Here is a 26,751-nt window from a genome sequence, read left to right as displayed (position 1 = left end):
GCTGGGGCGGAATCGGCGCCCTCCTCTGGACAACCGCCACGCTCCTCGTCCAGCGTCGCGCCTTCAGTTGGGGGGAGTCTCACCGTGTCCAAGTCCATCTCGCTCGCGCTCGCCGCGGCGCTGTTCGCCACCGCCGCCCACGGCGCCTCGCTGCCGGCCCTGAAGAAGCAGGCGATCGCCGGCGTCGACGCCCGCGCCAAGCTCGCCCAGGAGATGAACGATCAGATCTTCTCCTTCGGGGAGCTCGGGTTCCAGGAGGTGGAGACCTCCCGCTACATCACCGAGGTGCTGGAGAAGAACGGCTTCAAGGTCACCCGCGGGGTCTCGGGCATGCCCACCGGCTGGGTGGCCACCTGGACCAACAAGACCGGCGGCCCGGTGATCGCCCTGGGCTCCGACATCGACGGCATCCCCAAGGCCTCGCAGACGCCGGGCATCCCCTGGCGCAAGCCGCTGGTCGAGGGCGGCCCGGGCCACGGCGAGGGCCACAACTCCGGCCAGGCGCTGAACGTCGTCGCCGCGCTCGCGGTGAAGGACATCATGCAGAAGGAGGGCATCGCCGGGACGCTGATGCTCTGGCCGGGCGTCGCCGAGGAGCTGGTGGCCGGCAAGGCCTACATGGTGCGCGACGGCGTCTTCAAGGACGTGGACGCGGTGATCTTCACCCACGTGGGCGACAACCTCGGCACCAACTGGGGCAAGCCGTCGGGCACCGGCCTCGTCTCGGTGGAGTATACGTTCAAGGGCGGGACCGCGCACTCGGCCGGCAAGCCGTGGATGGGCCGCTCGGCGCTCGACGCGGTCAGCCTCATGAACGCCGGCTGGGAGTTCCGGCGCGAGCACATCCGCCCGGCGCAGCGCTCGCACTACGTGATCCGCGACGGCGGCGACCAGCCCAACGTCGTCCCCGAGCGGGCGAGCGTCTGGTACTATTTCCGCGAGCAGGACTTCCAGCGGATCAAGGACCTCTACGCCATCGGCAACAAGATCGCCGACGGCGCCGCCACCATGACCGACACCACGGTCGAGCGTCGGGTGCTGGGCACGGCCGCGCCGCGGCACTTCAACAAGCCCATGGCCGAAGCCGCCTACGCCAACATCAAGGCCGTGGGCCTGCCGAAGTGGACCGCCGACGACCAGGCCTTCGCCAAGGCCGTGCAGAAGGAGGTGAAGGCCGAGAAGAGCGACGGCCTCGCCACCGAGCTCGAGAAGCTGGAGCCGCCGAAGGAGAACCCGGAGAGCGGCGGGTCGGACGACATCGGTGACATCTCCTGGGTCGTGCCGACCATCACCGTCCGCTATCCGTCGAACATCCCCGGCCTGCCGGGCCACAATTGGGCCAACGCCATCTCCATGGCCACGCCGATCGCGCACAAGGGCGTGGTGGCCGGCTCCAAGGTGGTGGCCATGACCACGCTGGACCTGCTCACCCAGCCGAAGCTGCGGGCGGCGGCGAAGGACTACTTCACCAACGTCCAGACCAAGACCGAGCGCTACGTCCCGATGATCGAGGCCGCGGACAAGCCGGCGGTGGAGATGAACGCGGACGTCATGGCCCGCTTCCGGCCGGCCATGAAGGCCTACTACTACGACCCCGCCAAGCACCCGACCTACCTCGACCAGCTCGGCGTCAAGTGGCCGACCCTGGAGCGGCCGCCCGAGACCAAGTAGCGCAAGCCTCCTCTCCCCCCGGCCTGCGGCTCGGGGGGAGGTGGGGAAGCCGCGCATCCTCCGTCAGGCTGCAAAACCTTGACAACACGGTCTCCGCGTGTTCTCTTTTTGTTCTATGTCGCCCGAGCCCACCCATCTCGCTGAAGACCGCCACACGGTGACGCTCCGGGCGCTCGCGGGCATGAGCCTGGAACTCGCCCAGGACCTGCAGCAACGGGCGCTCGCCGCCGAGAGCGCCGAGGACGCGGTCCGCCTCGCCGCCGCCTTCCACCGCGTGGCCCGCGGCCTTCGCCAGACCCTGGCGCTGGAGCTCAAGGTCATCCGCTACAAGGACGAGGCGGCGCGCGAGACGCAGCAAGCCGCCGGCCTCGCCGAAACCGCCCGCCGGGCGGAGGCCGACGCCCACGACCAGGCCGTCGAGCAGCGCGCCGACGCCGTCCGCGCCCGGGTCGGCGACACCTTCTGGTCCGAGCACGAGCCGCCCGACTGGCGCATCACCGAGACCGGCCGCGAGCTGCCGCTCCGCCCGCCTGAGGGCGACCCGATCTGGGACCGGCTGGACGCCTTCCTCGATGAGGCCCGAACGCGCGAGGACTTCCTCACCCGCGACGTCCACCGCCTCGTCATCGAGGCGTGCGACGCCATCGGCGCCGACCCCACCCTGATCTACGCCATCCCCGGCCGAAGGCCGGCGGAGACCACCGCCGAACCGGCCGCCGCCGATTCGAGCTGACCGTCCGGCGCTCAGGCGGCAGCCCGACCACACACCCCTGTCATCCCGGTTTGGGCGCAGCCAAAGACCGGGCCCCATGAACACGACGTCCTCCCCCGAAGGCGCCGGCCTCTCCGCCTGCGCCTCGAAATCCGCACTCGTGTCTATGGGGCCCGGTCTTCGCCTGCGGCAAACCGGGATGACACCGGAAGGATGGGAGAGACCGGCGCCGTTGCCCGGCCCGCCGCGTGCGCTAAAACCGCTCGGGGCCCGTCCGAAGGCCCGTACAGGGAAGCCCTCGCATGCGTTTCGTCACCGCGGCCTGCGTCGCCGCGCTCGCCACGTCCGGCCTCGTCGCCGCCCCCGCCCTCGCCGACGAGGGCATGTGGACCTACGACAACTTCCCCTCGGCCAAGGTCCGCGAGGCCTATGGCGTGAATGTCGACCAGGCCTGGCTCGACCGGGTGCGCGGCGCGTCCGTACGCCTGACCACCGGCTGCTCGTCCTCGGTCGTCTCGCCGCAAGGCCTGGTGCTCACCAACGCCCACTGCGTCATCGAATGCGTGCAGGACCTGTCCTCGCCGCAGAAGGACTATGTGAAGGACGGCTTCCTCACCGCCACCCGGGAGGAGGAGCGCACCTGCCCGGGGATGCAGGCCGAGATCCTGACCCAGATCACCGACGTCACCGACCAGGTCCGCGCCGCCACCGCCGGCAAGGCGGGCCAGGACTTCGTGCGCGCCCGCGACGCGGCCATGGCCCAGGCCGAGAAGGCCGGCTGCGGCGACGACAAGGCCCTGCGCTGCCAGGTGGTCAGCCTCTACCGGGGCGGCCAGTTCAAGCTCTACAAGTATCGCAAGTACGCCGACGTCCGCCTGGTGTTCTCGCCGGAGTACGCCACGGCCTTCTTCGGCGGCGACCCCGACAACTTCAACTTCCCGCGCTTCAACCTCGATATGGGCTTCCTGCGCCTGTACGAGAACGGCCGCCCGGTCGCCACGCCCCAGCACCTGACCTGGGTGTCCCGTGCGCCCAAGGAAGGCGAGGTGACCTTCGTCTCCGGCAACCCCGGCTCCACGGACCGGATGCTCACCGTCGCCCAACTGGAGACCCAGCGCGACCTGATGATCCCGGTGGCCCAGCTCCAGCGCTCCGAGCTGCGCGGCCGGCTGCTGCAGTTCTCGTCGGAGAGCCCGGAGCACAAGCGGATCGCCACCGACCCGCTCACCGGCCTGGAGAACTCCTACAAGGTGTTCTTCGGCCGCCAGTTCGCGCTGAACGACGCCGCCTTCATGCAGGCCAAGCGCGCGGGGGAGGCCGAGCTGCGCAGCAAGGTGGCGGCCAACCCGCAGCTCGCCGCCGAGATCGGCGACCCCTGGGGCGAGATCGCCAAGGCCCAGGCCGCCGCGGCCACGCACTTCGTCCGCTACCGCCAGCTCGAGCAGGCGGCGGGCGGCGGCTCGCTGCTGTTCAACTACGCCCGCGACCTGGTCCGCGCCGCCCAGGAGCGGGCCAAGCCCTCGGCCGAGCGCCTGCCGTCCTACGCCGACACCCGGCTGCCGCTGCTGGAGAAGACGCTGCTGGACGCCCGGCCCGTCGACCCGGCGCTGGAGCAGGTCTACCTGGAGCACTGGCTGCTCAAGACCCGCGAGTACCTGACCGTCGACGATCCGGCGGTGAAGATGCTGCTGGGCCGCGAGAGCCCCGAGGGCCTGGCCGCACGGGTGGTGAAGGCCTCGACGCTGGGCGACCCGGGTGAGCGCCGCCGCCTTTGGGAGGGCGGGATGGCCGCCATCCAGGCGTCGGACGACCCGATGATCCAGCTCGCCCTGCGCCTCGACCCGCCCGCGCGGGCGGTCCGCCAGAGCTGGGACTCCGAGGTCGCCGGTCCCACCGACCGCGCCGCCGAGCGCATCGCCCGCGCCCGGTTCGCGGTCTATGGCGACCAGGTCTATCCGGACGCCACCTTCACCCTGCGGCTCTCCTACGGGAAGGTCGCCGGCTGGACCTACCGCGGCCAGACGATCCCCCACTTCACCACCATCGGCGGCCTCTACGAGCGGGCCACCGGCGCCGAGCCCTTCGCGCTCGCGCCGCGCTGGGCGCAGGCCGAGGCCAAGCTGGACAAGTCGGTGGTCTACAACTTCGTCACCACCAACGACATCATCGGCGGCAACTCCGGCTCGCCGGTCGTGAACGCGAGGGGCGAGGTGCTGGGCGCCGCCTTCGACGGCAACATCCACTCGCTGGGCGGCGCCTACGGCTACGACGGGACCATCAACCGCACGGTGGTGGTCTCCACCGCCGCGGCGACCGAGGCGCTGGCCAAGGTCTATGGCCTGAACGGCCTGGTCCGCGAGCTGAACGGCGGGCGCCGCCGCTAGGGCCGCGCCGGCTAGCCGCCGGCCGCCGCGCCGGCGCTCAGCTCCAGCCGGTCGAGCTCCTCCTCGGCCCGGCGGTAGGCGTCGTCTCCGATGTCGCCACGGGTCCGGAGCTCGGCGATCGCCCGCCGCGAGGCCGCGACGAGACGCCGGCGCAGCACGTTCTCGGGCCAGTCCTGCGGGCTGCCACCGTCCTTCGCCTGGCCGAGCGCCTCGGCGTACTCCTGGCGCAGGCGGTCGGCGGCCGGGCTGTCGTCGCCGTCGAGTTCGGTCATGGCCGCCTTCAGCGCCACCTTTCGGGCGATGCGCAGCTCGCTCTCCACGACCGTGTCGCGGGGCAGCCGCAGCAGCCGCAGCAGCGGCCCGAGCGTCAGGCCCTGCAGCAGCAGCGTGCCCAGCACCACCACGAAGGCGGCGAAGCGGATGAAGTCGCGGTAGGGGAAGCCCTCCGGCAGGGCGAGCGCGGCGGCCAGGCTGACGATGCCGCGCATGCCCGACCAGCCGACCACCGCCATGGCCCGGGCGTCGCCCGGCGCGGTGCGGCCGCCGCTCAGCCGGTGGGCGGCGACCACGGCGAGGTGGTGGGCCGCGACCCAGCCGATCCGGACCACGATCACCACGCCCAGGATCGCCAGGGCCGCGCCCAGGTAGGTCAGCCGCTCGGCAGGGCTCAGGCCTTCCAGGATCGGGCCGAGCTGCAGGCCCACCAGGGTGAAGGCCAGCACGTTGAGCACCACCGTCGCCGTCTCCCAGATGGCGAAGGACGGCACCCGCAGGTTCGCCGGCATCGGCGCCGAGCCGTCGCGGGCGAGCGTCAGGCCGAACACCACGATGGTCACGACGCCCGAGAGGCCGAGCCGCTCGGCCATCAGCCAGACCGCGAAGGTGGAGACGAACTGCAGGATGACCGAGGACGGCGCGTCGTGGATCTGCTGGGTCAGCCAGCGCATCGGCCGGGCGAGCAGCCAGCCCACCGCCACGCTGCCCACGAACACCAGGGCGAAGGTCGGCGCGGCCCGCGTCAGGCTGAACCCGCCCGCCGCCATCGCCGCCACCGCCAGCCGGTAGATCAGCAGCGACGAGGCGTCGTTGAGCAGGCTCTCGCCCTCCAGCACCATGCGGATCCGGTGGGGCGGGTTGACGTGGCGCAGCACGGCCAGCGCCGCCACGGCGTCCGGCGGCGCGACGAGCGCGCCCAGCGCCACCGCCGCCGCCCAGGGCAGGTCCGGCACCAGGGCCCGGGCGGCGAACGCCACCGCCAGCGTGGTCACGGCCACCGCGCCCAGCACCAGCGAGGTCACCGGGATCCAGTTGCGGCGCAGGTCGCGGAACGAGGCGTCGTAGGCGGCGTCCAGCAGCACCGGGGCGACGAACAGGGCGAGGATCAGGTCCGGCGGCAGCTCCAGCGCCGGCGCGCCCGGCACGAAGGCCAGGAAGGCGCCGCCCACCGCCAGCAGGGTCGGGTAGGGGATGTTCACCCGTCGGGCGACGGCGGAGAGCGCGGTGGCGCCGAGCAGCAGCGCCAGCAGGGACTCGAAGACGTGCATCCGGGCGGGGACCTCCTGCTCTGGCTTAACTTCTGTAGCAGGGGTTCCGCGCCAAGGCGGAGGGGCTAGTCCTCCGTCTTCAGCCGATAGCCGACGCCGGGCTCGGTCAGCACCAGCCGCGGGCTGGACGGCTCGCGTTCCAGCTTCTGGCGGAGCTGGCCCACGAGCACCCGGACGAACTGGGTGTCCACCTGGGCGCCGGCGCCCCAGACGGCGGTGATCACCTGCCGGTGGGTGACCACGCGGCCGGCGTGGCGGGCGAGGGTGCGCAGCAGGTCGTATTCCCGCGGCGTCAGCTTCACCTCCTCGCCCATAATCCGCACCCGCCGCAGCGCGAAGTCGAGCTCGAGGTCGCCCGAGCGGAACACCGCCTGGGCCGCGAACCGCCGCTCCCGGCCCCGCAGGCTCGCCCGCACCCGGGCCAGCAGCTCGCCGACGCCCACGGGCTTGTTGACGAAGTCGTCGGCGCCCAGGTCGAGCGCGGCGATCTTCTCGTCCTCCAGGTCGCGGGCCGACAGCACGATCACCGGAGCGTCGCTCCACTCGCGCAGCCGCTCGATCACCTGCTTGCCGTCCATGTCGGGCAGGCCGAGGTCGAGGATCACCGCGTCGCACGGGTCGGCCGCCATCAGCGCCAGCGCCGCCTCGCCGCTCTCCACCGCCTCCACGCCGTAGCCGGCGGCGGCGAGCGCGGGCTTCAGCGCGCGCAGGATCTGCGGCTCGTCGTCGACCAGAAGGAGGCGGAGCGGAGGAGCGGTCATAGGGCGGCCGGCAGGGTGAGGGTGACGGAAAGGCCGCCGGCGCCGGGGCGGTTGCGCGCCTCCACCCCGCCACCCATGCCTTCCATCAGCCCGCGGGCGATGGCGAGGCCGAGGCCGGTGCCGGCGGTGCGCGCCGTCTGGCTGCAGCGGTAGAACTTCTCGAAGATGCGCTCGAGCTCGGCCTCCGGGACCCCGGGACCCTCGTCGCAGACCTCGACCCGCACCTGCGGCCCGTCGGACACCGCCTGGACGGTGATCGCGCCCTCAGGGGGCGAGTAGCGGGCGGCGTTCTCGACCACATTCCCCAGCGCCTGCTCGAACAGCACCGGGTCGCCGAGCCCGTCCGGCAGCAGCGGCGGGAAGGCCACCTGCACGGGCCGCGGACTCCCCCGCCGGGCCAGCACGCGCTCGACCGACTCCTGCAGGCTGAAGGCGTTGCGGTGTACGGCGAGCTCGCCGGCCTCCAGCCGCGTCATGTTCAGCAGGTTGGCCACGAACGAGTCCAGTCGGACCGCCTCCTCCTGGATGGTCGCGGCGAGATCCTTGCGCACCGCGTCCTCGAAGGCGTGGCCGTACTCCTGCAGGCTGCTCGCCGAGGCCATGATGGCCGCGAGCGGCGTGCGCAGGTCGTGGGAGATCGAGGAGAGGAGGGCGTTGCGCAGCACCTCGGTGCGCGCCCGGGTCTCGGCGTCGGACTTGCCCGCCGCCAGGTGGGCGCGGGAGATGGCGGTGGCCCCCGCGTCGGCCAGGATTTCGATGAGCTGTTCCTGCTCCTGCGCGGCGGCGGCGCCGGCCTCAGCCGACGGCGCCCAGGCCGCGAAGCCGAGCGCCCCGTCGTCGGCCCGCAGCGGCCGCACCCGCCACGCGCCGCGCCTGAGGGTCCGCGGGCTCGCCGCCTCGAGCGCCTCCGCGAGCTCGCCGGCGAGAGGCGCCGCCTCGGCCGGCAGCGGGTCGCCGCGGTCTCCCACCCGCGCCGGACCGCGGGCCGCCTCGGCGAGATGGTGGGCCAGCCGCTCGCGGATGTGGGCCTCGTCCGACGAGGCGGAGAACTCGCGCGTCGCGTCGAACAGCACGCGGGTCGCGTGGGCCCGCGCCTCCGCCCGCTTGGCCGCGTCGCGGATCCGCCCGGTGAGCACGCCGGTCAGCATGGCCACCGCCAGGAAGACGGCCAGGTTGAGGGCGTCCTCGGCCTCGAAGGAGATGCTGAAGCGCGGCTCGACCAGGTAGAAGTTGTAGACCAGGAAGGCGACGCCCGCGGCCAGATAGGCGGGCCCCGAGCCGTACAGGAAGGCCACCACCAGGACCCCGGCCAGGAACACCATCGACAGCCGCGTCGTGCCCGTCACCCGGAACAGGATCTCGGCGGCGGCCGTCGACAGGGCGACCACGGCGAGCGACGCGGCGTAGCGCCACCAGGCTTTCTGCGGGTTGGGGGTCATCGGTCCTTGCGAGAGGCGCCGCCGGGAGCGCGGAGCCACCATCGCGAGCCCGCGGGGCGGGGTCAATTATGCACCGCTTATGCTGGCGATGGCGGGAAAGCTTATAAGTTCCTTATGCTTGCGCCTGCGCGGGCCGCGGCGCGAACTCGCGGTGACCCGGGCGCCCTCGGACATCCTCCGGCTGAGAACCAGCCGCCCCAAGCACCTCGGAGCGGCGCCCGGGTCACCTGGAGCGCCCCGATGCCTGACCTTCCGATCCTTGGCCTGCTTCTCCTCGTCGCGCTGATCGCCGCCGGCTTCGCCTGGCGGCTGGCGATGTTCTTCCGGATGCTCGACGCCACGGCCGCCCGCCGCGGCGGCGGCGGCGGCCGATGAGCGCGGTGCGCACGCCGGGCGATCCGGCGCCCTGGTTCGACCTGCCCACCCACGGCAATCCGAACTACCACTTCGCCTCGCTCGGCGGCCGCTGGATCCTCCTGGCCTTCCTGCCGCCGGAGGGGCCGGAGCGCACCGCCATGCTGGACGGCGTCGCCGCGCGCCGGGACCAGTTCGACGTGGACCGGCTGATCGGCTTCTTCGTGGAGCGGGACCGGCGGGTGTGGAGCGCCCAGGCTGAGGCGCGCGGCCTGCGCTGGTTCCTGGACGAGGCCGGCCGCGTGGCCGCCGGCTACGGCGCCCAGGGCGAGGACGGCCGGGCGGCGGGTCTCTGGGTGCTGGTGGACCCCTCGCTGCGGATCTGGGCCACCGCGCCGGGGATGGACGGGCGGGTCTTGGACGCGCTGCGCAGCCTGCCCGCGCCGGCCGACCACGCCGGGGCCAGCCTGAACGCACCGGTGCTCATTGTCCCGCGGGTGTTCGAGCCCGAGATCTGCCGCGAGCTGATCGGCGTCTACGAGCGGCACGGCGGCGCGCCGTCCGGCGTGATGCGGGAGCGGGAAGGGCGCACCGTGCCGGTGCTCGATGACTTCAAGAAGCGGCGCGACGCCCTGATCGGCGACGCCACGCTCTGCGCCGGACTCACCGACCGGATCAGCCGCCGGCTCGTCCCGGAGATCCGCAAGGCGTTCCAGTTCGCCGCCACCCGCATCGAGCGGCACATCGTCGCCTGCTACGACGCCGCGGACGGCGGCTACTTCCGGCCGCACCGCGACAACACCACCAAGGGCACCGCGCACCGCCGGTTCGCCGTGTCGATCAACCTGGACGCCGAGGCGCACGAGGGTGGCGACCTGCGCTTCCCGGAATTCGGACCGCGCACCTACCGGCCGCCGACCGGCGGGGCGGTGGTGTTCTCCTGCTCGCTGCTGCACGAGGCGACGCCGGTCACCCGCGGGCGGCGCTACGCCTACCTGCCATTCCTCTACGACGAGGCCGCCGCGCAGGTGCGGCAGGAGAACCTCAAGTTCCTGGGCGACCCGCAGGGCTCGGCCGCCGCCTAAGCTTATAATTTCCTTATGGTTGTCCGGCCGCGGCCGGGTGACATGTTCCACGCCTCCACTGTGTTCGAAGGGGGCGTGCATGCGTGACAGATCCAATCCCGCCTGGCTGCTGTGGCCTGAGGAGGAGATGCGCGCCGCCGGCGCCGCCCTCGTTCCGGAAGAGCCGCCGCCGGAACCTGTCTCCACGCCTGAGCCCGAGCCAGCGGCCATTCCCGCGGCGCCGGTCCACGACCCGTCCGAGATCGACTACGCGCAGCTCCTGGTCGACCGGCCCGACGTCCTGCGCGGCTTCTACGAGAGCTACTACGGCCCCGGAAACGACCGCGCCTCGACGGCCTGGTCGGAGCGCGTGGGCGCGGCGACGCCGGAGGCCTACGCCCGCTACTGGTACGCCGAGCACGGCCGCTTCGAGGGCTACGCCCAGGGGCCGACGACGGCGCAGGACACGGTCTCGCTGGAGCGCATCCTCATCGAGCGGCCCGACGTGCTGCGCGGCTTCTACGAGGCCTTCTATGGACCGGGGAACGACCGCAACTCGGATGCCTGGCTGAAGCGGGTGGGCGGCGACACGCCCGAGGCCTACGCCAAATACTGGTACGAGAAGTACGGCCGCTGGGAGGGCTATTCCCAGAGTGACAAGGCCGCGGCCGAGGCCATCGACATCCAGCGCCTCCTGGCCGAACGGCCGGACGTGTTCCGGGGCTACTACGAGGCGTTCTACGGGCCGAACAACGACCGGAAGTCGTCCGCCTGGGTGGACCGGGTGGGCGGCGAGACGGTCGAGGACTACGCCAAGTACTGGTACGTGGCCCACGGCCGGAAGGAGGGCTATTCCCAGAGACCGTCGGGCGAGCCCGGCGAGACCCCTGTCGGATACGAGCCGCCGCCGCTGCCGCCGCTGGAGGGCCATGACCCGGCCGAGGATCCCTGGAACCACCCGGCGATCTTCCCGGACTGGACGCCGCCGCATGAGGGATGGGAGCCGCCGCCGGACATCTGGCACGGCGGCACGCTGTTCGAGCCGGACCCGCTGGGCTGACGCCAGCCATCCTCACCCCTGCGCGGCGGCGAGCCCGAAGGGCGCCTTGACGTTGCGCACCGCGATCATCGAGCGGATATCGGCGATCGCCGGATTGCGCAGCAGGTGGCCGGTCAGGAAGGCCTCATAGGCGGCGAGGTCCTCCACCGCCACGTGCAGCAGGTAGTCGAACTCGCCGGAGATCAGGAAGCACGCGGCGACCTCCGGCCGGCCGCGCGTCCAGTCCTCGAACGGCAGGACCTCCTCGCTGGCGTGGCGGCGCACCTTCACGCCGACGAAGACGGTGAGGCCGCGGCCGTTGCGGCGCGGGTCAAGGTGCGCGTGGTAGCCGGTGATGTAGCCGGCCTGCTCCAGCCGCCGGACCCGCCGCAGGCAAGGGGACTCCGAGAGACCGACCCGCTGGGCCAGTTCGCTGTTCGGCAGGCGTCCGTCGCGCTCGAGCTCGGCGAGGATGCGGCGGTCGAGGGCGTCCAGGTCAGACTCTGCCACGAACAGCTCCCATTCTGATGGATGGCGCCAAGCAGCTTCGTTGAGACAGCGGAGAACGCAAGGACGTGCGACCCGTGGGCGGCTTATCCTGCCAAGGGTCAAGTGGAGTTGCGTATGAAGAGCGGTGGCGACTGGGCCTTCGAGACGCGGGCGATTCACGAGGGTTATGACCCCGCCGACCATCACGGCGCGCTCGCGCCGCCCGTCTACATGACCTCCACCTTCTGCTTCGAAACGGCGGAGTCCGGGGGCCGGCGGTTCGCCGGTGAGGAGGCGGGCTACATCTACACCCGCCTCGGCAACCCCACGATCGACCTGCTGGAGCGGAGACTGGCCTCCCTCGAGGGCGGCGAGGCGGCCGCGGCGACGGCCTCGGGCATGGGGGCCATCGCCTCCACCCTGTGGACCCTGCTTCGGCCGGGAGACCGGCTGGTCACCGACATGACCCTCTACGGGTGCACCTTCGCCTTCTTCCGGCACGCGCTGGCCGATTTCGGCATCGTCGTCGAGCACGTGGACATGACCGACCTCGCGGCGGTGGGCGAGGCCCTGTCGCGGCCGGCGCGGGCGGTATTCTTCGAGACGCCCGCTAACCCCAACATGCGTCTGGTGGACATCGCCGCGGTCGCGGAGGCCGCGCGCGGCGCCGGGGCGGTGGTGGTGGTCGACAACACCTACGCCACGCCGCTCCTGCAGCGGCCGCTCGGCCTCGGCGCCGACCTCGTCGTGCACTCCGCCACCAAGTACCTGGGCGGGCACGGCGACCTGGTGGCGGGCGCGGTGGTGGGCCGCGCGGACCTCATCGGCGCCATCCGCATGTCCGGGGTGAAGGACGCCACGGGCGCGGTGATTTCGCCCATGGACGCCATGCTGGTGCTGCGGGGCATGAAGACCCTGCAACTGCGGGTCGCCCGCCATAGCGAGAGCGCGCTGGAGATCGCCCGGCGCCTGGCCGTCCATCCCGCCGTCACCCGCGTCCTCTATCCCGGCCTGCAGGAACACCCCCAGCACGAGCTCGCAAGGCGGCAGTTCCAGGGCGGCTTCGGCGGCATGATCGCACTCGAGCTGACGGGAGGGCAGGCGTCTGCGATCCGCTTCCTGAACAGCCTGACTCTCGCGCGCTGCGCTGTCAGCCTGGGCGACGCCGAGACCCTGGTGCAGCACCCGGCCTCGATGACCCATTCCACCTACACGCCCGAGGAGCGGGCCCGGCACGGCATCTCCGACGGTCTGGTGCGGATCTCCGTGGGCTTGGAGGCGGTCGCCGACATCTGGCGGGACTTCGAGGGCGCGCTCGCCGGCTGAGACGGGCTCGCCTTGACTCTCCGGCGGCCGGCCAGCATATACGCGCCCTTCCAGCCGCCGGGCTCGCCCGGACGGGCCGGGAACCTATGACGGGTCGACGCGAAGCCGCCGTTGCAATCGCGCTCTCATCTCGGGAGCGCCGGCTCGGGTCAGATGAAGAGTGATCTATGTCCAAGCGCCATAGCGCCAAGTACAAGCTCGACCGCCGGATGGGCGAAAACATCTGGGGTCGCCCGAAGTCTCCCATCAATACCCGCGCCTACGGCCCCGGCCAGCACGGCCAGCGTCGCAAGTCCAAGGTCTCGGACTTCGGCCTGCAGCTCCGCGCTAAGCAGAAGCTGAAGGGCTACTACGGCAACCTGACCGAGAAGCAGTTCTCGCGCATCTACCAGGAAGCCGCGCGCCGGAAGGGCAACACCTCCGAGAACCTGATCGCGCTGCTGGAAAGCCGCCTGGACGCGGTGGTCTACCGCGCCAAGTTCGTGCCGACCCCGTTCGCCGCCCGCCAGTTCGTCAACCACGGCCACGTGCTGGTGAACGGCAAGCGCGTGAACATCCCGTCCTATCGCCTGAAGCCGGGTGACGTGGTCACCGTGCGCGAGCGTTCGCGCAACATGGCCCTGGTGCTGGAGGCCCTGCAGTCGTCGGAACGCGACACGCCGGACTACATCACCGTCGAAGGCAAGAGCATGAGCGCCACCTTCGTGCGGGCGCCGGAACTGGCCGAAGTGCCGTACCCGGTGAAGATGGAGCCGAACCTCGTGGTCGAATTCTACGCGTCCTAAGACGCGGACCTCGAACCGAGACATGCGAAGGCCCCGGAGCAATCCGGGGCCTTTTGCTTTGGCGACGGCTGTGGCCCATTGGCGGGCATGAATCGCCGGCTGTTCGTCCTGGCCGGGGTGGCCCTGGCCGGGTGCGCCACCCTTCCGCCCGTGCTGGTCGCACCGGCCGAGGGCGAGGTCCTGCCGGAGCTAGAGCCGGTGTTCGGCGTGGTCGCGGGCCGCGGGGGCCTGCGTGTGTCGGTGGCGTCGCGCGGCTGCACGGGGCGAGGCGACTGGGTGTCCTACGTGGAGGATCGCGGCGGCCGCCAGGCGGTGGCCTTCGCCAGGCGCCGGCTCGACCCCTGCCGCAGCCTTGCCGCCGGCCGTACCGAGATCCTCTTCACCTGGCGCGAGCTCGGCCTGCGGCCTGGCCCCCGCCTGACCCTGCTGAACCCGGTGGCGCGATGATCGCGCCGGAGCTGGCCGAGACGCTCGCCCGGCTGTCGGCGGCGACGCCGCTGATGCGCGACCCCTGGTGGCTGATCGGCAGTGCGGCCATGGCGCTGCACGGGGCGGCGCCGATCACTGTCGCCGACGTGGACCTGCTGGCGAGCCCGAGCGATGCGCGCCGGCTGGCGCAGGCCTGGGGGATCGCGCTGCAGCCCTCCGCGCCCAGTCCGCTGTTCCGCTCGGAGGTCTATTTCCAGTGGCCCGAGCCGCCGGTCCCGGTGGACGTGATGGCCGGCTTCCAGGTGATGACGCCGCAGGGCTGGGCGGCGGTCCGGCCCCGCACGCGGGTGGCCGTGGGCGGCCTCTTCACCCCCGACCTCTCCGAGCAGATCGAGATCCTGGAACGGTTCGGCCGGCCCAAGGACCTGGCCCGCGTCACGGTGCTGCGGGCGCTCACCTGAGGCTCGACGGCGCCGGCCCGGCCACCTAACGTTGCGCGCGGGGGTAGAGTGGAGACCTGCGCGTGCTGCCAAGATTGCTGGCCGTGGCTGCGGCCGCCTGGACGATCGCCGCCCCCGCCGAGGCCGCCTGGCGCCGCGCCGAGACGGAGCGCTTCGTCATCTACGGCGAGGGCAGCGAGGCCAAGGTCCGCGAATACGCGGAGAAGCTCACCACGTTCGACGCGACCCTGCGCGCCTTCTACCCGGCCGCCAACCGGCCGTCCTACACGAAGACCCAGGTCGTGATGGTCGGGGAGCGCTCGGACCTGCGCCGCATCCGCCCCGACCTGCCGCGCGAGGTGGCCGGCTTCTACGCTGCGAGCAACGAGGGCATTTTCGCCATCGCCCTCGCCGACGGCTCGCTGGGCGCCGACGACACCCTGTTCCACGAGTACGCGCACCACTTCCTGTTGGAGAACTTCCCGGTCGCCTATCCCGCCTGGTTCGTGGAGGGTTTCGCGGAGTACTTCATGACCGCCGAGATCGACCGTGAAGGCGTGAAGGTAGGCGGCTACAACCCCGCCCGGGCGGTGTCGATCTTCACCGACACCTGGATGCCCTGGGACGAGGTGTTCCGGAAGCGGACTTTCGAGATCCCCCGCCGGCAGCGCTTCGCCTTCTACGCCCAGGCCTGGCTATTGACCCACTACATGCACAACGGGGACCGCAACGAGAAGCTGGACAAGGCGATCCGCGACACCGCGGGCGGCATGGAGCCGGCGAAGGCGTTCTGGACCGCCACAGGGCTCGACCAGCAGACCCTGACGCGCGAGCTGCGCGCGTACCGCAAGCTCAATCGCCTGCTGGTGCCGAGGTCGAAGCTGCCGACCCCCAAGGTCACGGTCACCCGGATGCCGGACAGCGCGGACGACCTGTTCTTCGACCACGTCCGCCTGTTGCTGAGCGAGACCGGCAAGACCGACCCGGCGTTCCTGGCGCAGGTGCGCGCCCGCGCGGCGCGCCACCCCGACGACGTTTTCGCCCAGTCGACCCTGGCCCGCGCCGAGTTCGTGATGGGCGACGTCGCGGCGGGCGAGGCCCTCGTGCGGCGGCTGCGCGCCGCCCACCCCGACGACTACGAGGTGATGCTGCTGGAGCCGACCGGCCAGTGGCTGGCCGGCCTGCGCGAGCCGGCGATGCGGGAGGCGCGGTGGCGTGCGGCCCGGCCGCTGTTCGCCAAGGTCCATGCCGTCAATAAAACCGACTTCCGGCCGCTCTACGGCTATGCCGTCACCCGCACCCTCGAACCCACCTTCCCCACGGACAACGACATCGGCGTGCTGCTGGAGGCCCGGGCGCTCGCGCCGCCCGTCCAGGAAAGCAGCTTCCGGGCCGGGGTCGCCCTGCTCAAGAAGGGGCGGCGGGAGGAGGCGGAGAAGGTGCTGGGGCCGGTGATCAACAACCCGCACGGCGGCGCGCAGGCGGTTCGCGCCCGCGCCCTGCTGGAGGGGCGCACCGAGGACGAGGTGGCCAAGGAGGAGGAGACCGCCTCCTAGCCGCGGGCAAACATCTCGAGCATCCAGGGCTGGACGCGGCGCGGGCGGCCGGTGGCCTGCTCGATCAGCACCCAGGTGGTGACCACCTGCGCGCACATCGCCCCGTCGGGGCCGTCGATGCGGACGTAGCGGTCGAACCGCGGGCCGTCCGCCGTGTCGGCGACCCAGGTGCGGCCGCGGGCGGTCTCGCCGGGCAGCAGGGCGCGGCGGTAGTCGATCTCGTGGCGCAGGGCGATCCAGGCCCATTGCCGCTGCGCCTCGTCCGGCGCGCGGCTCTCCCAGTGGGCGATGGCGAGATCCTGGGCCCAGCCCAGGTAGACCACGTTGTTCACGTGGCCGTTGGCGTCGATGTGTTCGCGGCGGGGCTCGAAGTCGCGGACGAAGACCTGCCGGCCCTCGGGCGGCTCGAGCAGCCGGGTCACGCGGCGAGCACGCCTTGCGCTTCGAGGAAGCCCTTCAGCTCGCCGGTCTGGAACATCTCGCGGACGATGTCGGCGCCGCCGACGAACTCGCCCTTCACATAGAGCTGCGGGATGGTCGGCCAGTCCGAGAAGGTCTTGATGCCCTCGCGGAGCGGCTCGCTCTGCAGCACGTCGACGCCGACGAAGTCCACGCCGAGGTGGTCGAGGATCTGCACCACGACGGCGGAGAAGCCGCAGCGCGGCTGCTCGGGCTCGCCCTTCATGAACAGGATCACCGGGTTCTCGGCCACGGCGTTGGCGATCCAGTCGTGGACAGGATTGGGGGCGGTGGCGGCGTCGGTCATCGGTCGCCCTTTCGGCGAGGAAAATCAGGGCTCAAGAGCTAGGGACGGGCGGCCCCTGGGTCAAGCGCCGCCCGGCCGGCTTCAGGCCGGCGCGGAGGTCTCGAGGGCGAGCGCGTGCAGCTCGCCGCCCATCCGGCCCTTCAGGGCGGCGTAGACGAGCTGGTGCTGCCTCACCCGCGGCAGGCCCGCGAAGGCCTGGGAGACGATGCGGGCGCGGTAGTGGTCGCCGTCCCCGGCCAGGTCGGTGACCTCGATCTCGGCGTCGGGAAAGCCTGCCTTCAGGGCGGCTTCCAGGTCGGTCTGGCTCATCGGCATGGCGCTGACTTAAGTCCGCCTCAGCCGAAGGTCCAGAGCAGGCTCACGCCGAACACCGCCATCACCGCCGCGGCGATGCGGTCGAGCGGGCGCTGGGCGCGGGCGTAGGCCTGCACGGCCGCCGGCGCCGAGAACAGCCAGGCGAGCGCGACGCACCAGCCGAGGCAGGTGGCGGTGACCACCGCGGCGGCGGCGGCGTGCATCCAGTCGGGCATGTCGGGACCGACATAGGCGGAGAAGATGGACGCGAAGAACAGCACCGACTTCGGGTTGGTCAGGCAGATGGCGAAGCCGCTCCAGAAGGCGCCGCCCGGCCGGTCCGGCGCGTCGGCTGGCGGCGCGGGCTCCGCCTTCGCCCGCCATAGCCCGACCGCGAACCAGAGCAGGTACAGGCCGCCGGCGATCCGCAGGGCCTTGTAGAGCCAGGGCACGGCGGCCAGCAGGGCGGCCAGGCCGATCAGCGCGGCGGCGCACCAGACCAGGCAGCCGACGGTGGTGCCGAGCGCCGCGGCCACCGCCGCCGGCCGGCCACGCCGCATGGCGATCCGGACGATGAGGAAGTTCGTGGGCCCAGGGATGAGCGAGGTCGCCAGGGAGACGGCGAACAGGGATCCGAGGGCGAGCAGGTGCTGGTCCATGGCGGCTGGATAGGCCAAGCCTGTTGCCAAGGTCTGTCAGCATCCGCCCGCCGCCGGGCCCTTCATCCCTCAGTCGATGATCGCCGAGTAGATCAGGCTCTTCAGTTGGCCGCGGAAGTTGAAGGTCCCCGACGGCATGAGCTGGGTCATGAAGACGACGGACAGCTCCTCCTTCGGGTCCACCCAGAAGATCGTCGAGGCCGCGCCGCCCCAGTAGAAGTCGCCGACGCCGAGCCCCGCCGCACGCACCTGGTCCAGGGTGGAGGCGAATCCGAGGCCGAAGCCGACGCCGTCGTAGGCGGTCTCCGAGAAGCCGCCGATGGCGAGCTCGGTCAGCTCCTTGCCGCCCGGCAGGTGGTTCATCCGCATGAGCTCGAGGGTGCGCGGCCCGAGGATGCGGGCCCCGTCCAGCTCGCCGCCGCGGCGGAGCATCTCGCAGAACCGCAGGTAGTCGGCGCTCGTGCCCACCAGCCCGCCGCCGCCGGACTTGAAGGCCGGCTCGCGGGTGAAGTTGCTGTCGGCCGGATCGTCCATGAGCTTGAGCTGCTTGTCCGCGCCGCGCTGGTAGTTGGCGGCCAGCCGTTCGGCCTTCTCCGCCGGGACCCAGAAGGCGGTGTCCTTCATGCCGAGCGGCTGGAAGATCACCTCGTCCAGGTACTGGGCCAGCGGCTTGCCGGAGATCACCTCCACGAGCGCGCCGCAGACGTCGGTGGCCAGCGAGTACATCCAGGCCGTGCCGGGCTGGTAGCGGAGCGGCACCTGGCCGAGCTTGTCCAGGAACTCCTGCATGGAATCCCGGGCGTCGAAGGAGCGGATCTTCAGCGCCCGGTAGACATGGTCGATGGGGTGCTGGACGCCGACCCCCGGCAGGCCGCCGCCGTAGGTGAAGCCGGCCGTGTGGGAGAGCACGTCGCGGAAGCTGACCGGCCGGTCCGGCGCCTCGGTGACCATGTCCTCCCCGGAGCCCGAGACCCACACACGGTGGTTCTTCCAGGACGGGACGTAGCGGCTCACCGGATCGTTGAGCTGGAAATAGCCGCGTTCGTACAGCGTCATCAGCGCCACCGAGACGATGGGCTTGGTCATGGAATAGATGCGGAAGATGGTGTCGTCGGTCATCGGCTTGCCGCGCTCGCGGTCCATCAGGCCGAAGTTCCGCGCATAGGCGATGTGCCCGTGTCGCGCGACGGTCACCTGGCAGCCGGCGATCTTGCCCGGGGCGATGTAGTTGCGCTCCAGGTGATCGGTGATCCGCTCGAGCCGGCCGGCGTCGAGACCCGTCCACTGCGATTGGGCGTCCATCGTAATTCCTCCCTGAAAATGCTCTTCTTGAAATCGGCCGCCATCATGGGCGCCGAACGCGACGCGCGCCAAGGGGGCAGGGATGGACGAACTGGAGGCGCTGGCCGCCGAGGTGGGCGAGGCCCTGAAGGCGGCGGGTCAGACGGTGGCCGTGGCGGAGAGCTCGTCGGGCGGTCTCGTCTCGGCGGCCCTGCTCGCCGTGCCCGGCGCCTCGAAGTACTTCCTGGGCGGCGCCGTGGTCTACACGCCCAAGGCGCGGGTGATGCTCATGGAGATCCCCAAGGCGGCGCTGACGGGCATGCGCTCGGCGAGCGAGCCCTACGCCCTGCTGCTCGCCCGCACGGCGCGCGAGCGGTTCGGCGCCACCTGGGGGATCAGCGAGACGGGCGCGGCGGGGCCCACGGGCAATCCCTACGGCGATGCGCCCGGCCACACCTGCGTGGCGGTCTCCGGTCCGGTCGAGCACGTGCTCACCATCGAGACGGGCAGCGGCGACCGTTCGGCGAACATGCGGGCCTTCGCCGCCGCCGTCCTGGAGCTCCTGAAGCGCGCCTTGGGCTAGCCGCCCGGGCTGGCAGGATTGGCGGGATATCTGTCGTTTCGGCCGGAGAGGGCCGGGCGCAGGCTCTCCCCACACCCCGACCGGGAGTCTCGCCGATGTTGAGCCGCCTTGTCGCCGGCCTCGCCGCCGCGCTGATCCTCGCCACCGGAGCCGCCGCCCGGCCGATGGTGGTCATCCTCGCCGACGCGCGGGGGACCGTCGCCACCGACTTGCTCGCCCCCTATGCGGTGCTCGCCGAGAGCGGGGCCGTGGACGTGAAGGTGGTCGCCGCGACGGCCGATCCGGTGCGGCTCACGCCCGGCTACGCCTGGCTCGCGCCGCAGGCCACCCTGGCGGAGCTACGGAGCCGTCGGCCGGATGTGGTGATCGTCCCGGCACTGGAGGTGGTGGACGACGCCGCCCGAGCCGCCTGGCTGCGCGAGCAGGTCCGCCGCGGCGCCCGGGTGATGTCGGTCTGCAACGGCGCCCAGGCGCTGGCGTCGGCCGGCCTGCTCGACGGGCGGCAGGCCACCGTCCACTGGTACAGCCGCAAGCGCATGGCCGAGCAGCATCCGAAGGTGCGGTGGCGGCAGGACGTCCGCTGGATCACCGACGGGCCGATCACCACCACGGCAGGGATCAGCGCCTCCGAGCCCGCCACGCTCCAGCTCCTGCGCGAACTCGCCGGCGAAGAGGTGATGCGCGCGACCGCGCACCGTCTCTCGCTGCCGCCGCCCGACCGGCGGCACGCCGGCGCAGACTACCGCCTGACGCTGAAGGGCGCGGGGCTGGTGGTGGCCAATCGGGCGGCCTTCTGGAGCCACGAGACGGTGGCGATCCCGCTGGAGACCGGGTTCGACGAGATCGCCTTCGGCACGGCGCTTGACGCCTGGTCGCGGACCTACCGCTCCACGGCCTGGGCTACGGGGGCGCCGGCCACCCGCTCGCGCCACGGGCTCGTGGTCTACCGCAGCCGCACGCCCCCCCGTCGATCCGACCGCACTGTCCGGCTGCCCGGGCCCGACGTCATGCTGCGCACCTTCGCCCAGGTCGGGCGCGCCTACGGCGAGACCACCGCCCGCTTCGTCGCCCTGCAGTTCGAGCATCCGTACGGCGCCGTCAGCGCCTGGTGAGCGCCTACGCGCCGAGGATCCAGCTCCCGCTCAGGGTGGAGAGGCTGACGCCCACCAGGACCATCTGGCCGCCGCCAGTCATGCTGATGACGGTGTCGGCGCCGACCTGGGCCACGGCGTACTGCGTGCCCGGATCGAGCAGCACCCGGTCGCCCTCGGTCACCTTGAAGTCCGTCACGCGGTCGATCCCGGCGTCGCCGAACGTGTGGAAGAGGTCGGCCCCGGTCCCGCCGGTCACCGTGTCGTCGCCCTTGTCGCCGGAGACGTAGTCGGCGCCCGCGCCGCCGCGGACGACGTCGTTGTCCTGGCCGCCGCGCACGACGTCGTTCCCGTCCCCGCCCTCGCAGGTGTCCGCGCCCATGTTGCCGTAGACGATGTCGTCGCCGGCGTCGCCGTAGAGCAGGTCGTTGTCCTTGCCGCCCACGACCCAGTCGTTGCCGGCCGCGCCGCCGGCGCTGTCGGCGCCCATGTTGCCGTGGATGTCGTCGAACTCGGCGCCGCCCAGGATCCAGTCGTCGCCTTCCTCGCCGCGCAGGTAGGTGACCCCGGCGCCGAAGGCGAGGGTCTGCGGGCTGCCGGCGTAGATCACGTCGTCTCCGATGCCGCCCCACACAGTGTCGGCGCCCCCACCGCCGCCGAGGGTGTCGTCGCCCGTGAAGCCGCGGATGAGGTCGGCGCCGCTTCGGCCTGTGACGGAGTCCGACCCCGACAGCAGCGCCGAGAGGGCTTCGCCGGTGGCGTTGTCCTCCGCCCATCCGACGAGTTGGGGCAGCGAGATGGCGGGGCCGGAGTAGGAGGCCAGGAAGCCCGGAACCCGAAGGGTCAGGCTCGTCGCCATGCCCCCCGTCACATAGACCATGTCGCCGACCTCGAGGTAGGTGAAGCCCGAGCCGGTGGCCTGGAAGCCGGCCAGGTTGTTGGAGGACGAGAAGCTGGTGGCGTCGAAGGCGATGTCGTCCGGCGGGAACAGGCTCCCGATGCGTGCGGTGTCGACGTTGCCCTCGATCCGGATCGAGGCGCCGACCTGCGGCGCCCCGCCGACGTAGGTGATCGGGCCGGCCAGGGCGCTGGTGGCGGTGTCGGGCAGCGGGCTCAGGGCCGGAAACGCGAGCCTCGGGATCGCCACGATGCTGTTGTGGTCGATGGCGCCCAGGACCCCGCCGCGAAGCTGCACGAGCGCGGTCTGCCCGGTGAAGACGAACACCGAATCCCCCACCTGGGCCGCGACATAGGACGCCGACCCGGCGGCGATTTGCGCCCGGGCCTGCGCCTGGGCGTCGGACAGGCTGAGCGATCCCGTGAGCTCGACGTAGTTCGAGGCCGTCGCGACCGGACCGCCGAACGTCAGGCGGTCCCCGGTCTCCCAGTCCCGGATCACGTCGTAGGCCACGCCCGAGGACTCCGCGGGCGCGACGACGAAGAGATCAGCCCCCGAGCCACCGAAGAGCTGATCGGGCTTGCCGCCGCCGTTCAGGGTGTCCGCGCCCGGTCCGCCGAACAGGAAGTCCTCCGTACGCGAGCCGAGGAAGATGTCGGCGCCTGACGTCCCGAGCGCCATCCGCGCGCCGTCGGCGAAGATGAAGCCGGTCTCGCCCTGGATGCCGGCGCCGAACAGCAGCGTCCGCTCCTGGCCGGCGCGCGCGGCGGTGAAGGTGACCGTGCCGTCGGCGTTGAAACTGACCTTCAGGGCTTCGGGATCCGAGGCGTTGGCCTGCAGGCTGAGGTCGTTGGCGGTCGCGTCGTAGCCGAGCGCCTCCCCCTCGGTGATGAAGCTGAACTGTAGGGTCCCCGCCGTGGGGACGGGGTGGATCAGCGGCGGCGGCGGTTGCGGCGCCGGGCCGGCGGAGAGGCCGAAGAAGTTGAAGGCGTCCACCCAGTCGAGGTTGCGGCCGCGCAGGAGGAAGGCGTCGTCCGCCTGGCCATTGTCGTTGCGGGTGTCGGCGAACACCACGACGTCGCCGCCGACCGCCACGGCTACGACGTCGGCGGCGCCGGAGGCGATCTGCTGGTTTGCGGTGGTGAGGGCGGAGGCGTAGTTCGCGGCGGCGAACTCCGCATAGCCCGCCCCGCCGCCGGTCAGCGGCAGACGGATGCGGTCTGACGCCTCCCAGTCGGCGACGACGTCGATCCCGCCTTCGGCCGTGCCGCTCTCCCAGGCCGACCAGATGAAGAAGTCGATGGCCGCCCCGCCGGTCAGGGTGTCGGCGCCGGGGCCTCCGCTCAGCCAGTCGGGTCCGTCGCCGCCGTCGACGCGGTCGCCACCGTCAAGGCCCGAAAGGGTGTCCGGCCCCGCGCCGCCGTAGAGGTTGTCGGCGCCCGCGCCGCCGCTCCGGTCGTAGAACTCCAGCGACGGGAAGACGAGGATGGAGCCGTCCGGCAGCCTCACCGAGGCGCCGCCGGAATAGGGGCCGAAGGTCACGCTCGACCCCGTCGGCTTGTACCTCAGCGCAAACATGCCGCCGCCGCCGAAGATCTCCACGGCGAAATTCTGCGCCGTCGGCTCGGCGAGGCCCGTGAACCGCAGCTCGTCCCGCCCCGCGGCGTACCTGTTGGCCTCCTCGCTGGCGATCGTCAGGAACTCGTAGGTCGCCACGGCAGGCCTCCGGCTGAGCGTGGCTCACGCCGACGCCGGCGCAGCCTAAGGCCAAGCTTGCGCCGCCTTCAATGCGGGACCGTTTGCGCCCGGATTGTCGCGCAGACCGGCTACTGGCTCGCGCCGCGGCCTTCCACCGGGATGATCGCCTCCAGGACGTCGCCCCGGACCAGCCACAGGACCTCGTGGCGGTCGATGGTGGGGTCGATGTGGCCGGGGACCAGGTCGATGCGGTCGCCGCGATGCGCCGCGTGCGCTTGCGGCCGCATCAGGAGGCCGTGCTCGTCGCCGAAGAACCGGAAGGCGGCGGTCTCGAAGCCCGGCGTGGCCGGGACGGGGAGGGGGCCGTCGGTGGACAGCGCCTTCAGGCCGGCGTCCACCGTCACCCACTGCGGGTGATTGGCGCTGATCACGGTGGCCGCGACGAACAGGGCCTGGCGGAAGGCGCCGTCGGGGTCCGCGCCCAGCGCGTCGCGGTACTCGCGGTCCATGAAGGCGTAGGAGCCGGGCTGCACCTCGGTGAGCACGCCCTGAGCCGCATCGGCCTCGAAGGTGCCGGTGCCGCCGCCGGTGACCACCTCCACCGTCCCGCCGACCTCGCGGACCGCGGCGATGGCGTTGGTGAGCCGGGCCATGCCGTCGGCCACGGCGCCGGCCCGGGCGTCGGCGCCGGCCATGTGCTGCCAGTGGCCGCCGTAGCCCTGGACGCCGAGCAGGCGCAGATCCGGGTGGCGCAGGATCGCGCGCGCCACGTCGGCGGCATGGTCGGGGCCCGCCACGCCGGTCCGCCCGAGGCCCACGTCCACGTCGATCAGCACCTGGATCGGCGCGCCGGCGGCGGCGAGCTCGCCCACGCCGTCCACGTGGTCCACGACGATGCGGAAGTCGGCAAGGTCGCGGGCCAGGCGTGCGGCGCGCTCGGCGTTCGCTGCCCCGGCGATGGGGGAGGTGACGAGGATCGTGTCGATCCCCGCGGCCGCCAGCGCCTCGGCCTCGGCCAGCTTGGCGCAGCAGATCCCGACCGCGCCCGCTTCCAACTGGCGCTTCGCCACCCAGGACGACTTGTGCGACTTCGCGTGCGGCCGCAGGTCGAGACCGGCCGCCCGCGCGCGCCCGGCCATCCGCGCCAGGTTGGCTTCCAGGGCGTCGAGGTCGAGGACGGCGGCCGGCGTCGGGATGGCCTGGCGCGAGCCCGGCCGCCCGATCAGGGCCTCGGCGGCGGCGAGGTGCGGCCGCCCGGCCATCAGCCTTCCATGAACCGCGGCATCCAGCCCTCGTGCGCCGCGCGCACTTGCGCCAGCGACAGGCTGAAGAGGCCGGGGACGGCCAGCACGTCGCCGCCGGCCTCGCCGACGATCCGGGCCGGGACCCCGCACGCTTCCGCCGCCGCCAGCAGGGCGTCGGCGGCGGGCGTGGCGATCAGGTAGCGGGCCTGGTCCTCACCGAATAGGAAGGCGTGCGCCGGCAGGCTCTCGTCCGGGGTGAGCTGGACGCCCACGCCGGACGCCATCGCCATCTCGGCGGCGGCGGCGAGCAATCCGCCGTCGGCCAGATCGTGGACGGTCGCGGCCTGGCCGCTCTGCACGAGGCTGCGGACGAAGTCGCCGTTGCGGCGCTCGACCGCGAGGTCGACCGGCGGCGGCGCGCCCTCCTCGCGCCCCTGCACCTCGCGCAGGTACATCGATGCGCCCAGCCAGCCCTCGGTGGCGCCCACCAGCACCAGGTGCTCGCCGCCCTTGAGGTTGCCGAACTCGGCCCGTCGACGGCTGTCCTTCAGCAGGCCCACGCCGCCCACGGTAGGGGTCGGCGGAATGGCCTGGCCGTTGGTCTCGTTGTAGAGGCTGACGTTGCCCGAGACCACGGGGAACTCCAGCTCGCGGCAGGCCTCGGCCATGCCCTCGATGGCGCGTACGATCTGGCCCATGATCTCGGGCCGTTCGGGATTGCCGAAGTTCAGGTTGTCGGTGATGGCGATGGGCGCGGCGCCCACGGCCGTGAGGTTGCGCCAGGCCTCGGCCACCGCCTGCTTGCCGCCCTCGTAGGGGTCGGCCTGCACGTAGCGGGGCGTGACGTCGGAAGTCACCGCCAGCGCCTTGCCCGTGCCGTGCACGCGCACGATGCCGGCGTCGGCGCCGGTGGCGCTGTCCTCCAGGGTGTCGGCCATGACGTGGCGGTCGTACTGCTCCCAGATCCAGCGCTTGGACGCCATGTCCGGGCTGCCCATGAGCTGCAGCACGGCGCCGGCCCAGTCGCTGGGGGCGGGCACGTCGCCGGCGGTCAGCTTCGGCTGCGGCTGGGGCGCGACCCACGGGCGGTCGTAAAGGGGGGCGTCGTCGAACAGCGGCGCGAGCGGCACGTCGCAGACCACGTCGCCGTGGTGCTTCAGGACCAAGCGGCCGGTCTCGGTGGTCTTGCCGATGACGGCGGCGTCCAGGCCCCACTTCTGGAAGATGCGGTGGCCGTCCGCCTCGCGGCCGGGCTTCAGGATCGCGAGCATGCGCTCCTGGCTCTCCGACAGCATCATCTCGTAGGCGGTCATGCCCTCTTCGCGCTGAGGCACCTGGTCGAGGTCGAGCTCGATGCCGACCCCGCCCTTACCGGCCATCTCCACCGACGAGGAGGTGAGGCCGGCCGCGCCCATGTCCTGGATGGCGGCGACGGCTCCGGAGGCCATCAGCTCAAGCGTCGCCTCGATCAGCAGCTTCTCGGCGAAGGGGTCGCCGACCTGCACCGTCGGGCGCTTCTCCTCGGAGGCGTCGTCGAACTCCGCGGAGGCCATGGTCGCCCCGTGGATGCCGTCGCGGCCGGTCTTGGAGCCGAAGTAGACGACCGACAGCCCGGGCGCAGGCGCGGCCGAGTAGAAGATCTTGTCGGCGTCGGCCAGGCCGACGCACATGGCGTTGACCAGAATGTTGCCGTCGTAGCCGCGGTGGAAGTTGGTCTCACCCGCGACGGTGGGCACACCCACGCAGTTGCCGTAGCCGCCGATGCCGGCGACGACGCCGGCCACCAGCCGCTTCGTCTTCGGATGCTCGGGTGAGCCGAACCGCAGCGCGTTCAGGAGCGCGATCGGGCGAGCGCCCATGGTGAAGACGTCGCGCATGATGCCGCCGACGCCGGTGGCCGCACCCTGGTAGGGCTCGATGTAGGACGGGTGATTGTGGCTCTCCATCTTGAAGATGCAGGCCTGGCCATCGCCGATGTCGATCACGCCGGCGTTCTCGCCGGGACCCTGGATCACCGCCGGACCTTTGGTGGGGAATTTGCCCAGGTGCTTGCGGCTCGACTTGTAGGAGCAGTGCTCCGACCACATGACCGAGAAGACGCCGAGCTCGACGAGGTTGGGCTCGCGGTTCAGGCGGCGGACGATGAGGTCGTACTCCTCGCGCTTCAGGCCGAACTCGGCGGCGGTCTCGACGAGGGATTTCTGCGGGGCGGCGCTCATGGGGCGCCTTCTAACCGGACTCTCC

The 26,751-nt window shown here is 72.0% G+C and carries 25 protein-coding genes; 13 read left to right on the top strand and 12 right to left on the bottom strand.

From position 1 onward, the window contains the following. Positions 1 to 84 precede the first annotated feature (84 nt). From ACE3Q8_RS04260 to ACE3Q8_RS04250, 3 genes are all read left to right on the top strand, one after another. On the top strand, positions 85 to 1,671 hold the full coding sequence (locus ACE3Q8_RS04260; RefSeq protein WP_374468998.1) for an amidohydrolase: 1,587 nt from the start codon (positions 85 to 87) through the stop codon (positions 1,669 to 1,671). 181 nt (positions 1,672 to 1,852) lie between these two features. Continuing rightward, positions 1,853 to 2,404 carry a hypothetical protein gene (locus tag ACE3Q8_RS04255; RefSeq protein WP_374468997.1) on the top strand — a complete coding sequence of 184 codons (552 nt, stop codon included), beginning with the start codon at positions 1,853 to 1,855 and terminating at the stop codon, positions 2,402 to 2,404. A gap of 281 nt (positions 2,405 to 2,685) precedes the next feature. Next, positions 2,686 to 4,767, top strand: coding sequence for a S46 family peptidase (locus tag ACE3Q8_RS04250; RefSeq protein WP_374468996.1), 2,082 nt, complete (start codon positions 2,686 to 2,688; stop codon positions 4,765 to 4,767). Between the two features lie 11 nt (positions 4,768 to 4,778). Here ACE3Q8_RS04250 and ACE3Q8_RS04245 read toward each other — a convergent pair whose 3' ends face one another. The 3 genes from ACE3Q8_RS04245 to ACE3Q8_RS04235 form a co-directional block, all read right to left on the bottom strand. Beyond that, a complete protein-coding gene (locus ACE3Q8_RS04245) occupies positions 4,779 to 6,311 on the bottom strand; it encodes a cation:proton antiporter (protein WP_374468995.1) in 1,533 nt (510 codons plus the stop codon). Positions 6,312 to 6,376: 65 nt separating this feature from the next. Continuing rightward, complete coding sequence (locus tag ACE3Q8_RS04240; RefSeq protein ID WP_374468994.1) at positions 6,377 to 7,072, bottom strand: response regulator transcription factor; 696 nt, start codon at positions 7,070 to 7,072, stop codon at positions 6,377 to 6,379. After that, positions 7,069 to 8,511 carry an ATP-binding protein gene (locus tag ACE3Q8_RS04235; protein ID WP_374468993.1) on the bottom strand — a complete coding sequence of 481 codons (1,443 nt, stop codon included), beginning with the start codon at positions 8,509 to 8,511 and terminating at the stop codon, positions 7,069 to 7,071. Before ACE3Q8_RS04235 ends, ACE3Q8_RS04240 begins: the two co-directional genes overlap by 4 nt. A gap of 240 nt (positions 8,512 to 8,751) precedes the next feature. Here ACE3Q8_RS04235 and ACE3Q8_RS04230 point away from each other — a divergent pair, with 240 nt between their 5' ends. The 3 genes from ACE3Q8_RS04230 (at position 8,752) to ACE3Q8_RS04220 (ending at position 10,989) form a co-directional block, all read left to right on the top strand. Further along, on the top strand, positions 8,752 to 8,886 hold the full coding sequence (locus ACE3Q8_RS04230; protein WP_374468992.1) for a hypothetical protein: 135 nt from the start codon (positions 8,752 to 8,754) through the stop codon (positions 8,884 to 8,886). Further along, complete coding sequence (locus ACE3Q8_RS04225) at positions 8,883 to 9,950, top strand: 2OG-Fe(II) oxygenase (protein ID WP_374468991.1); 1,068 nt, start codon at positions 8,883 to 8,885, stop codon at positions 9,948 to 9,950. Before ACE3Q8_RS04230 ends, ACE3Q8_RS04225 begins: the two co-directional genes overlap by 4 nt. 79 nt (positions 9,951 to 10,029) lie before the next feature. Then, entirely contained in the window at positions 10,030 to 10,989 is a 960-nt protein-coding gene (locus ACE3Q8_RS04220; protein ID WP_374468990.1) for a hypothetical protein, read from the top strand. Positions 10,990 to 11,001: 12 nt separating this feature from the next. On the opposite strand, the gene ACE3Q8_RS04215 is transcribed toward ACE3Q8_RS04220, so the two are convergent. Further along, positions 11,002 to 11,478, bottom strand: a complete 477-nt coding sequence (locus ACE3Q8_RS04215; RefSeq protein WP_374468989.1) for an Lrp/AsnC family transcriptional regulator — start codon at positions 11,476 to 11,478, stop codon at positions 11,002 to 11,004. Positions 11,479 to 11,592: 114 nt separating this feature from the next. Here ACE3Q8_RS04215 and megL point away from each other — a divergent pair, with 114 nt between their 5' ends. The 5 genes from megL (at position 11,593) to ACE3Q8_RS04190 (ending at position 15,993) form a co-directional block, all read left to right on the top strand. Next, positions 11,593 to 12,783 carry a methionine gamma-lyase gene (megL, locus tag ACE3Q8_RS04210; RefSeq protein ID WP_374468988.1) on the top strand — a complete coding sequence of 397 codons (1,191 nt, stop codon included), beginning with the start codon at positions 11,593 to 11,595 and terminating at the stop codon, positions 12,781 to 12,783. Between the two features lie 167 nt (positions 12,784 to 12,950). Next, positions 12,951 to 13,568 (top strand): 30S ribosomal protein S4, encoded by a 618-nt coding sequence (gene rpsD, locus ACE3Q8_RS04205; protein WP_374468987.1) that lies wholly within the window; start codon positions 12,951 to 12,953, stop codon positions 13,566 to 13,568. An 87-nt stretch (positions 13,569 to 13,655) separates the two neighbouring features. Beyond that, on the top strand, positions 13,656 to 14,015 hold the full coding sequence (locus ACE3Q8_RS04200) for a hypothetical protein (RefSeq protein ID WP_374468986.1): 360 nt from the start codon (positions 13,656 to 13,658) through the stop codon (positions 14,013 to 14,015). Beyond that, entirely contained in the window at positions 14,012 to 14,458 is a 447-nt protein-coding gene (locus ACE3Q8_RS04195) for a hypothetical protein (RefSeq protein ID WP_374468985.1), read from the top strand. Before ACE3Q8_RS04200 ends, ACE3Q8_RS04195 begins: the two co-directional genes overlap by 4 nt. Positions 14,459 to 14,520: 62 nt before the next feature. After that, positions 14,521 to 15,993 carry a hypothetical protein gene (locus tag ACE3Q8_RS04190; RefSeq protein WP_374468984.1) on the top strand — a complete coding sequence of 491 codons (1,473 nt, stop codon included), beginning with the start codon at positions 14,521 to 14,523 and terminating at the stop codon, positions 15,991 to 15,993. Here the strand turns inward: ACE3Q8_RS04190 and ACE3Q8_RS04185 are convergent. From ACE3Q8_RS04185 to ACE3Q8_RS04165, 5 genes are all read right to left on the bottom strand, one after another. Next, a complete protein-coding gene (locus tag ACE3Q8_RS04185) occupies positions 15,990 to 16,415 on the bottom strand; it encodes an acyl-CoA thioesterase (protein ID WP_374468983.1) in 426 nt (141 codons plus the stop codon). The two genes, ACE3Q8_RS04190 and ACE3Q8_RS04185, sit on opposite strands and share 4 nt — an antisense overlap. Continuing rightward, the gene (gene grxD, locus ACE3Q8_RS04180) at positions 16,412 to 16,759 is read right to left on the bottom strand and encodes a Grx4 family monothiol glutaredoxin (RefSeq protein WP_374468982.1); all 348 of its coding nucleotides are present in this window, start codon (positions 16,757 to 16,759) and stop codon (positions 16,412 to 16,414) included. Before grxD ends, ACE3Q8_RS04185 begins: the two co-directional genes overlap by 4 nt. Before the next feature lie 81 nt (positions 16,760 to 16,840). Continuing rightward, the gene (locus tag ACE3Q8_RS04175; RefSeq protein ID WP_374468981.1) at positions 16,841 to 17,074 is read right to left on the bottom strand and encodes a BolA family protein; all 234 of its coding nucleotides are present in this window, start codon (positions 17,072 to 17,074) and stop codon (positions 16,841 to 16,843) included. Positions 17,075 to 17,094: 20 nt separating this feature from the next. Beyond that, a complete protein-coding gene (locus tag ACE3Q8_RS04170) occupies positions 17,095 to 17,730 on the bottom strand; it encodes a LysE family translocator (protein WP_374468980.1) in 636 nt (211 codons plus the stop codon). A 51-nt stretch (positions 17,731 to 17,781) separates the two neighbouring features. Continuing rightward, positions 17,782 to 19,014 (bottom strand): serine hydrolase domain-containing protein, encoded by a 1,233-nt coding sequence (locus tag ACE3Q8_RS04165; RefSeq protein WP_374468979.1) that lies wholly within the window; start codon positions 19,012 to 19,014, stop codon positions 17,782 to 17,784. An 82-nt stretch (positions 19,015 to 19,096) separates the two neighbouring features. On the opposite strand from ACE3Q8_RS04165, the gene ACE3Q8_RS04160 reads away from it, so the two are divergent. Then, positions 19,097 to 19,576 carry a CinA family protein gene (locus ACE3Q8_RS04160; RefSeq protein ID WP_374468978.1) on the top strand — a complete coding sequence of 160 codons (480 nt, stop codon included), beginning with the start codon at positions 19,097 to 19,099 and terminating at the stop codon, positions 19,574 to 19,576. 95 nt (positions 19,577 to 19,671) lie between these two features. Beyond that, the gene (locus tag ACE3Q8_RS04155) at positions 19,672 to 20,688 is read left to right on the top strand and encodes a DJ-1/PfpI family protein (protein ID WP_374468977.1); all 1,017 of its coding nucleotides are present in this window, start codon (positions 19,672 to 19,674) and stop codon (positions 20,686 to 20,688) included. Positions 20,689 to 20,692: 4 nt separating this feature from the next. On the opposite strand, the gene ACE3Q8_RS04150 is transcribed toward ACE3Q8_RS04155, so the two are convergent. The 3 genes from ACE3Q8_RS04150 to purL all read right to left on the bottom strand — a co-directional run bounded on the left by ACE3Q8_RS04150 (position 20,693) and on the right by purL (position 26,726). After that, positions 20,693 to 23,281 carry a calcium-binding protein gene (locus ACE3Q8_RS04150; protein WP_374468976.1) on the bottom strand — a complete coding sequence of 863 codons (2,589 nt, stop codon included), beginning with the start codon at positions 23,279 to 23,281 and terminating at the stop codon, positions 20,693 to 20,695. A 110-nt stretch (positions 23,282 to 23,391) separates the two neighbouring features. After that, a complete protein-coding gene (locus ACE3Q8_RS04145; protein ID WP_374468975.1) occupies positions 23,392 to 24,525 on the bottom strand; it encodes a DSD1 family PLP-dependent enzyme in 1,134 nt (377 codons plus the stop codon). Beyond that, entirely contained in the window at positions 24,525 to 26,726 is a 2,202-nt protein-coding gene (gene purL, locus ACE3Q8_RS04140) for a phosphoribosylformylglycinamidine synthase subunit PurL (RefSeq protein WP_374468974.1), read from the bottom strand. Before purL ends, ACE3Q8_RS04145 begins: the two co-directional genes overlap by 1 nt. Between the last annotated feature and the right edge of the window lie 25 nt (positions 26,727 to 26,751).

Origin of the sequence: Phenylobacterium sp., assembly GCF_041913825.1 — a bacterium.
Taxonomy (GTDB): domain Bacteria; phylum Pseudomonadota; class Alphaproteobacteria; order Caulobacterales; family Caulobacteraceae; genus Phenylobacterium.
This window is presented reverse-complemented; position numbering and strand designations above follow the sequence as displayed.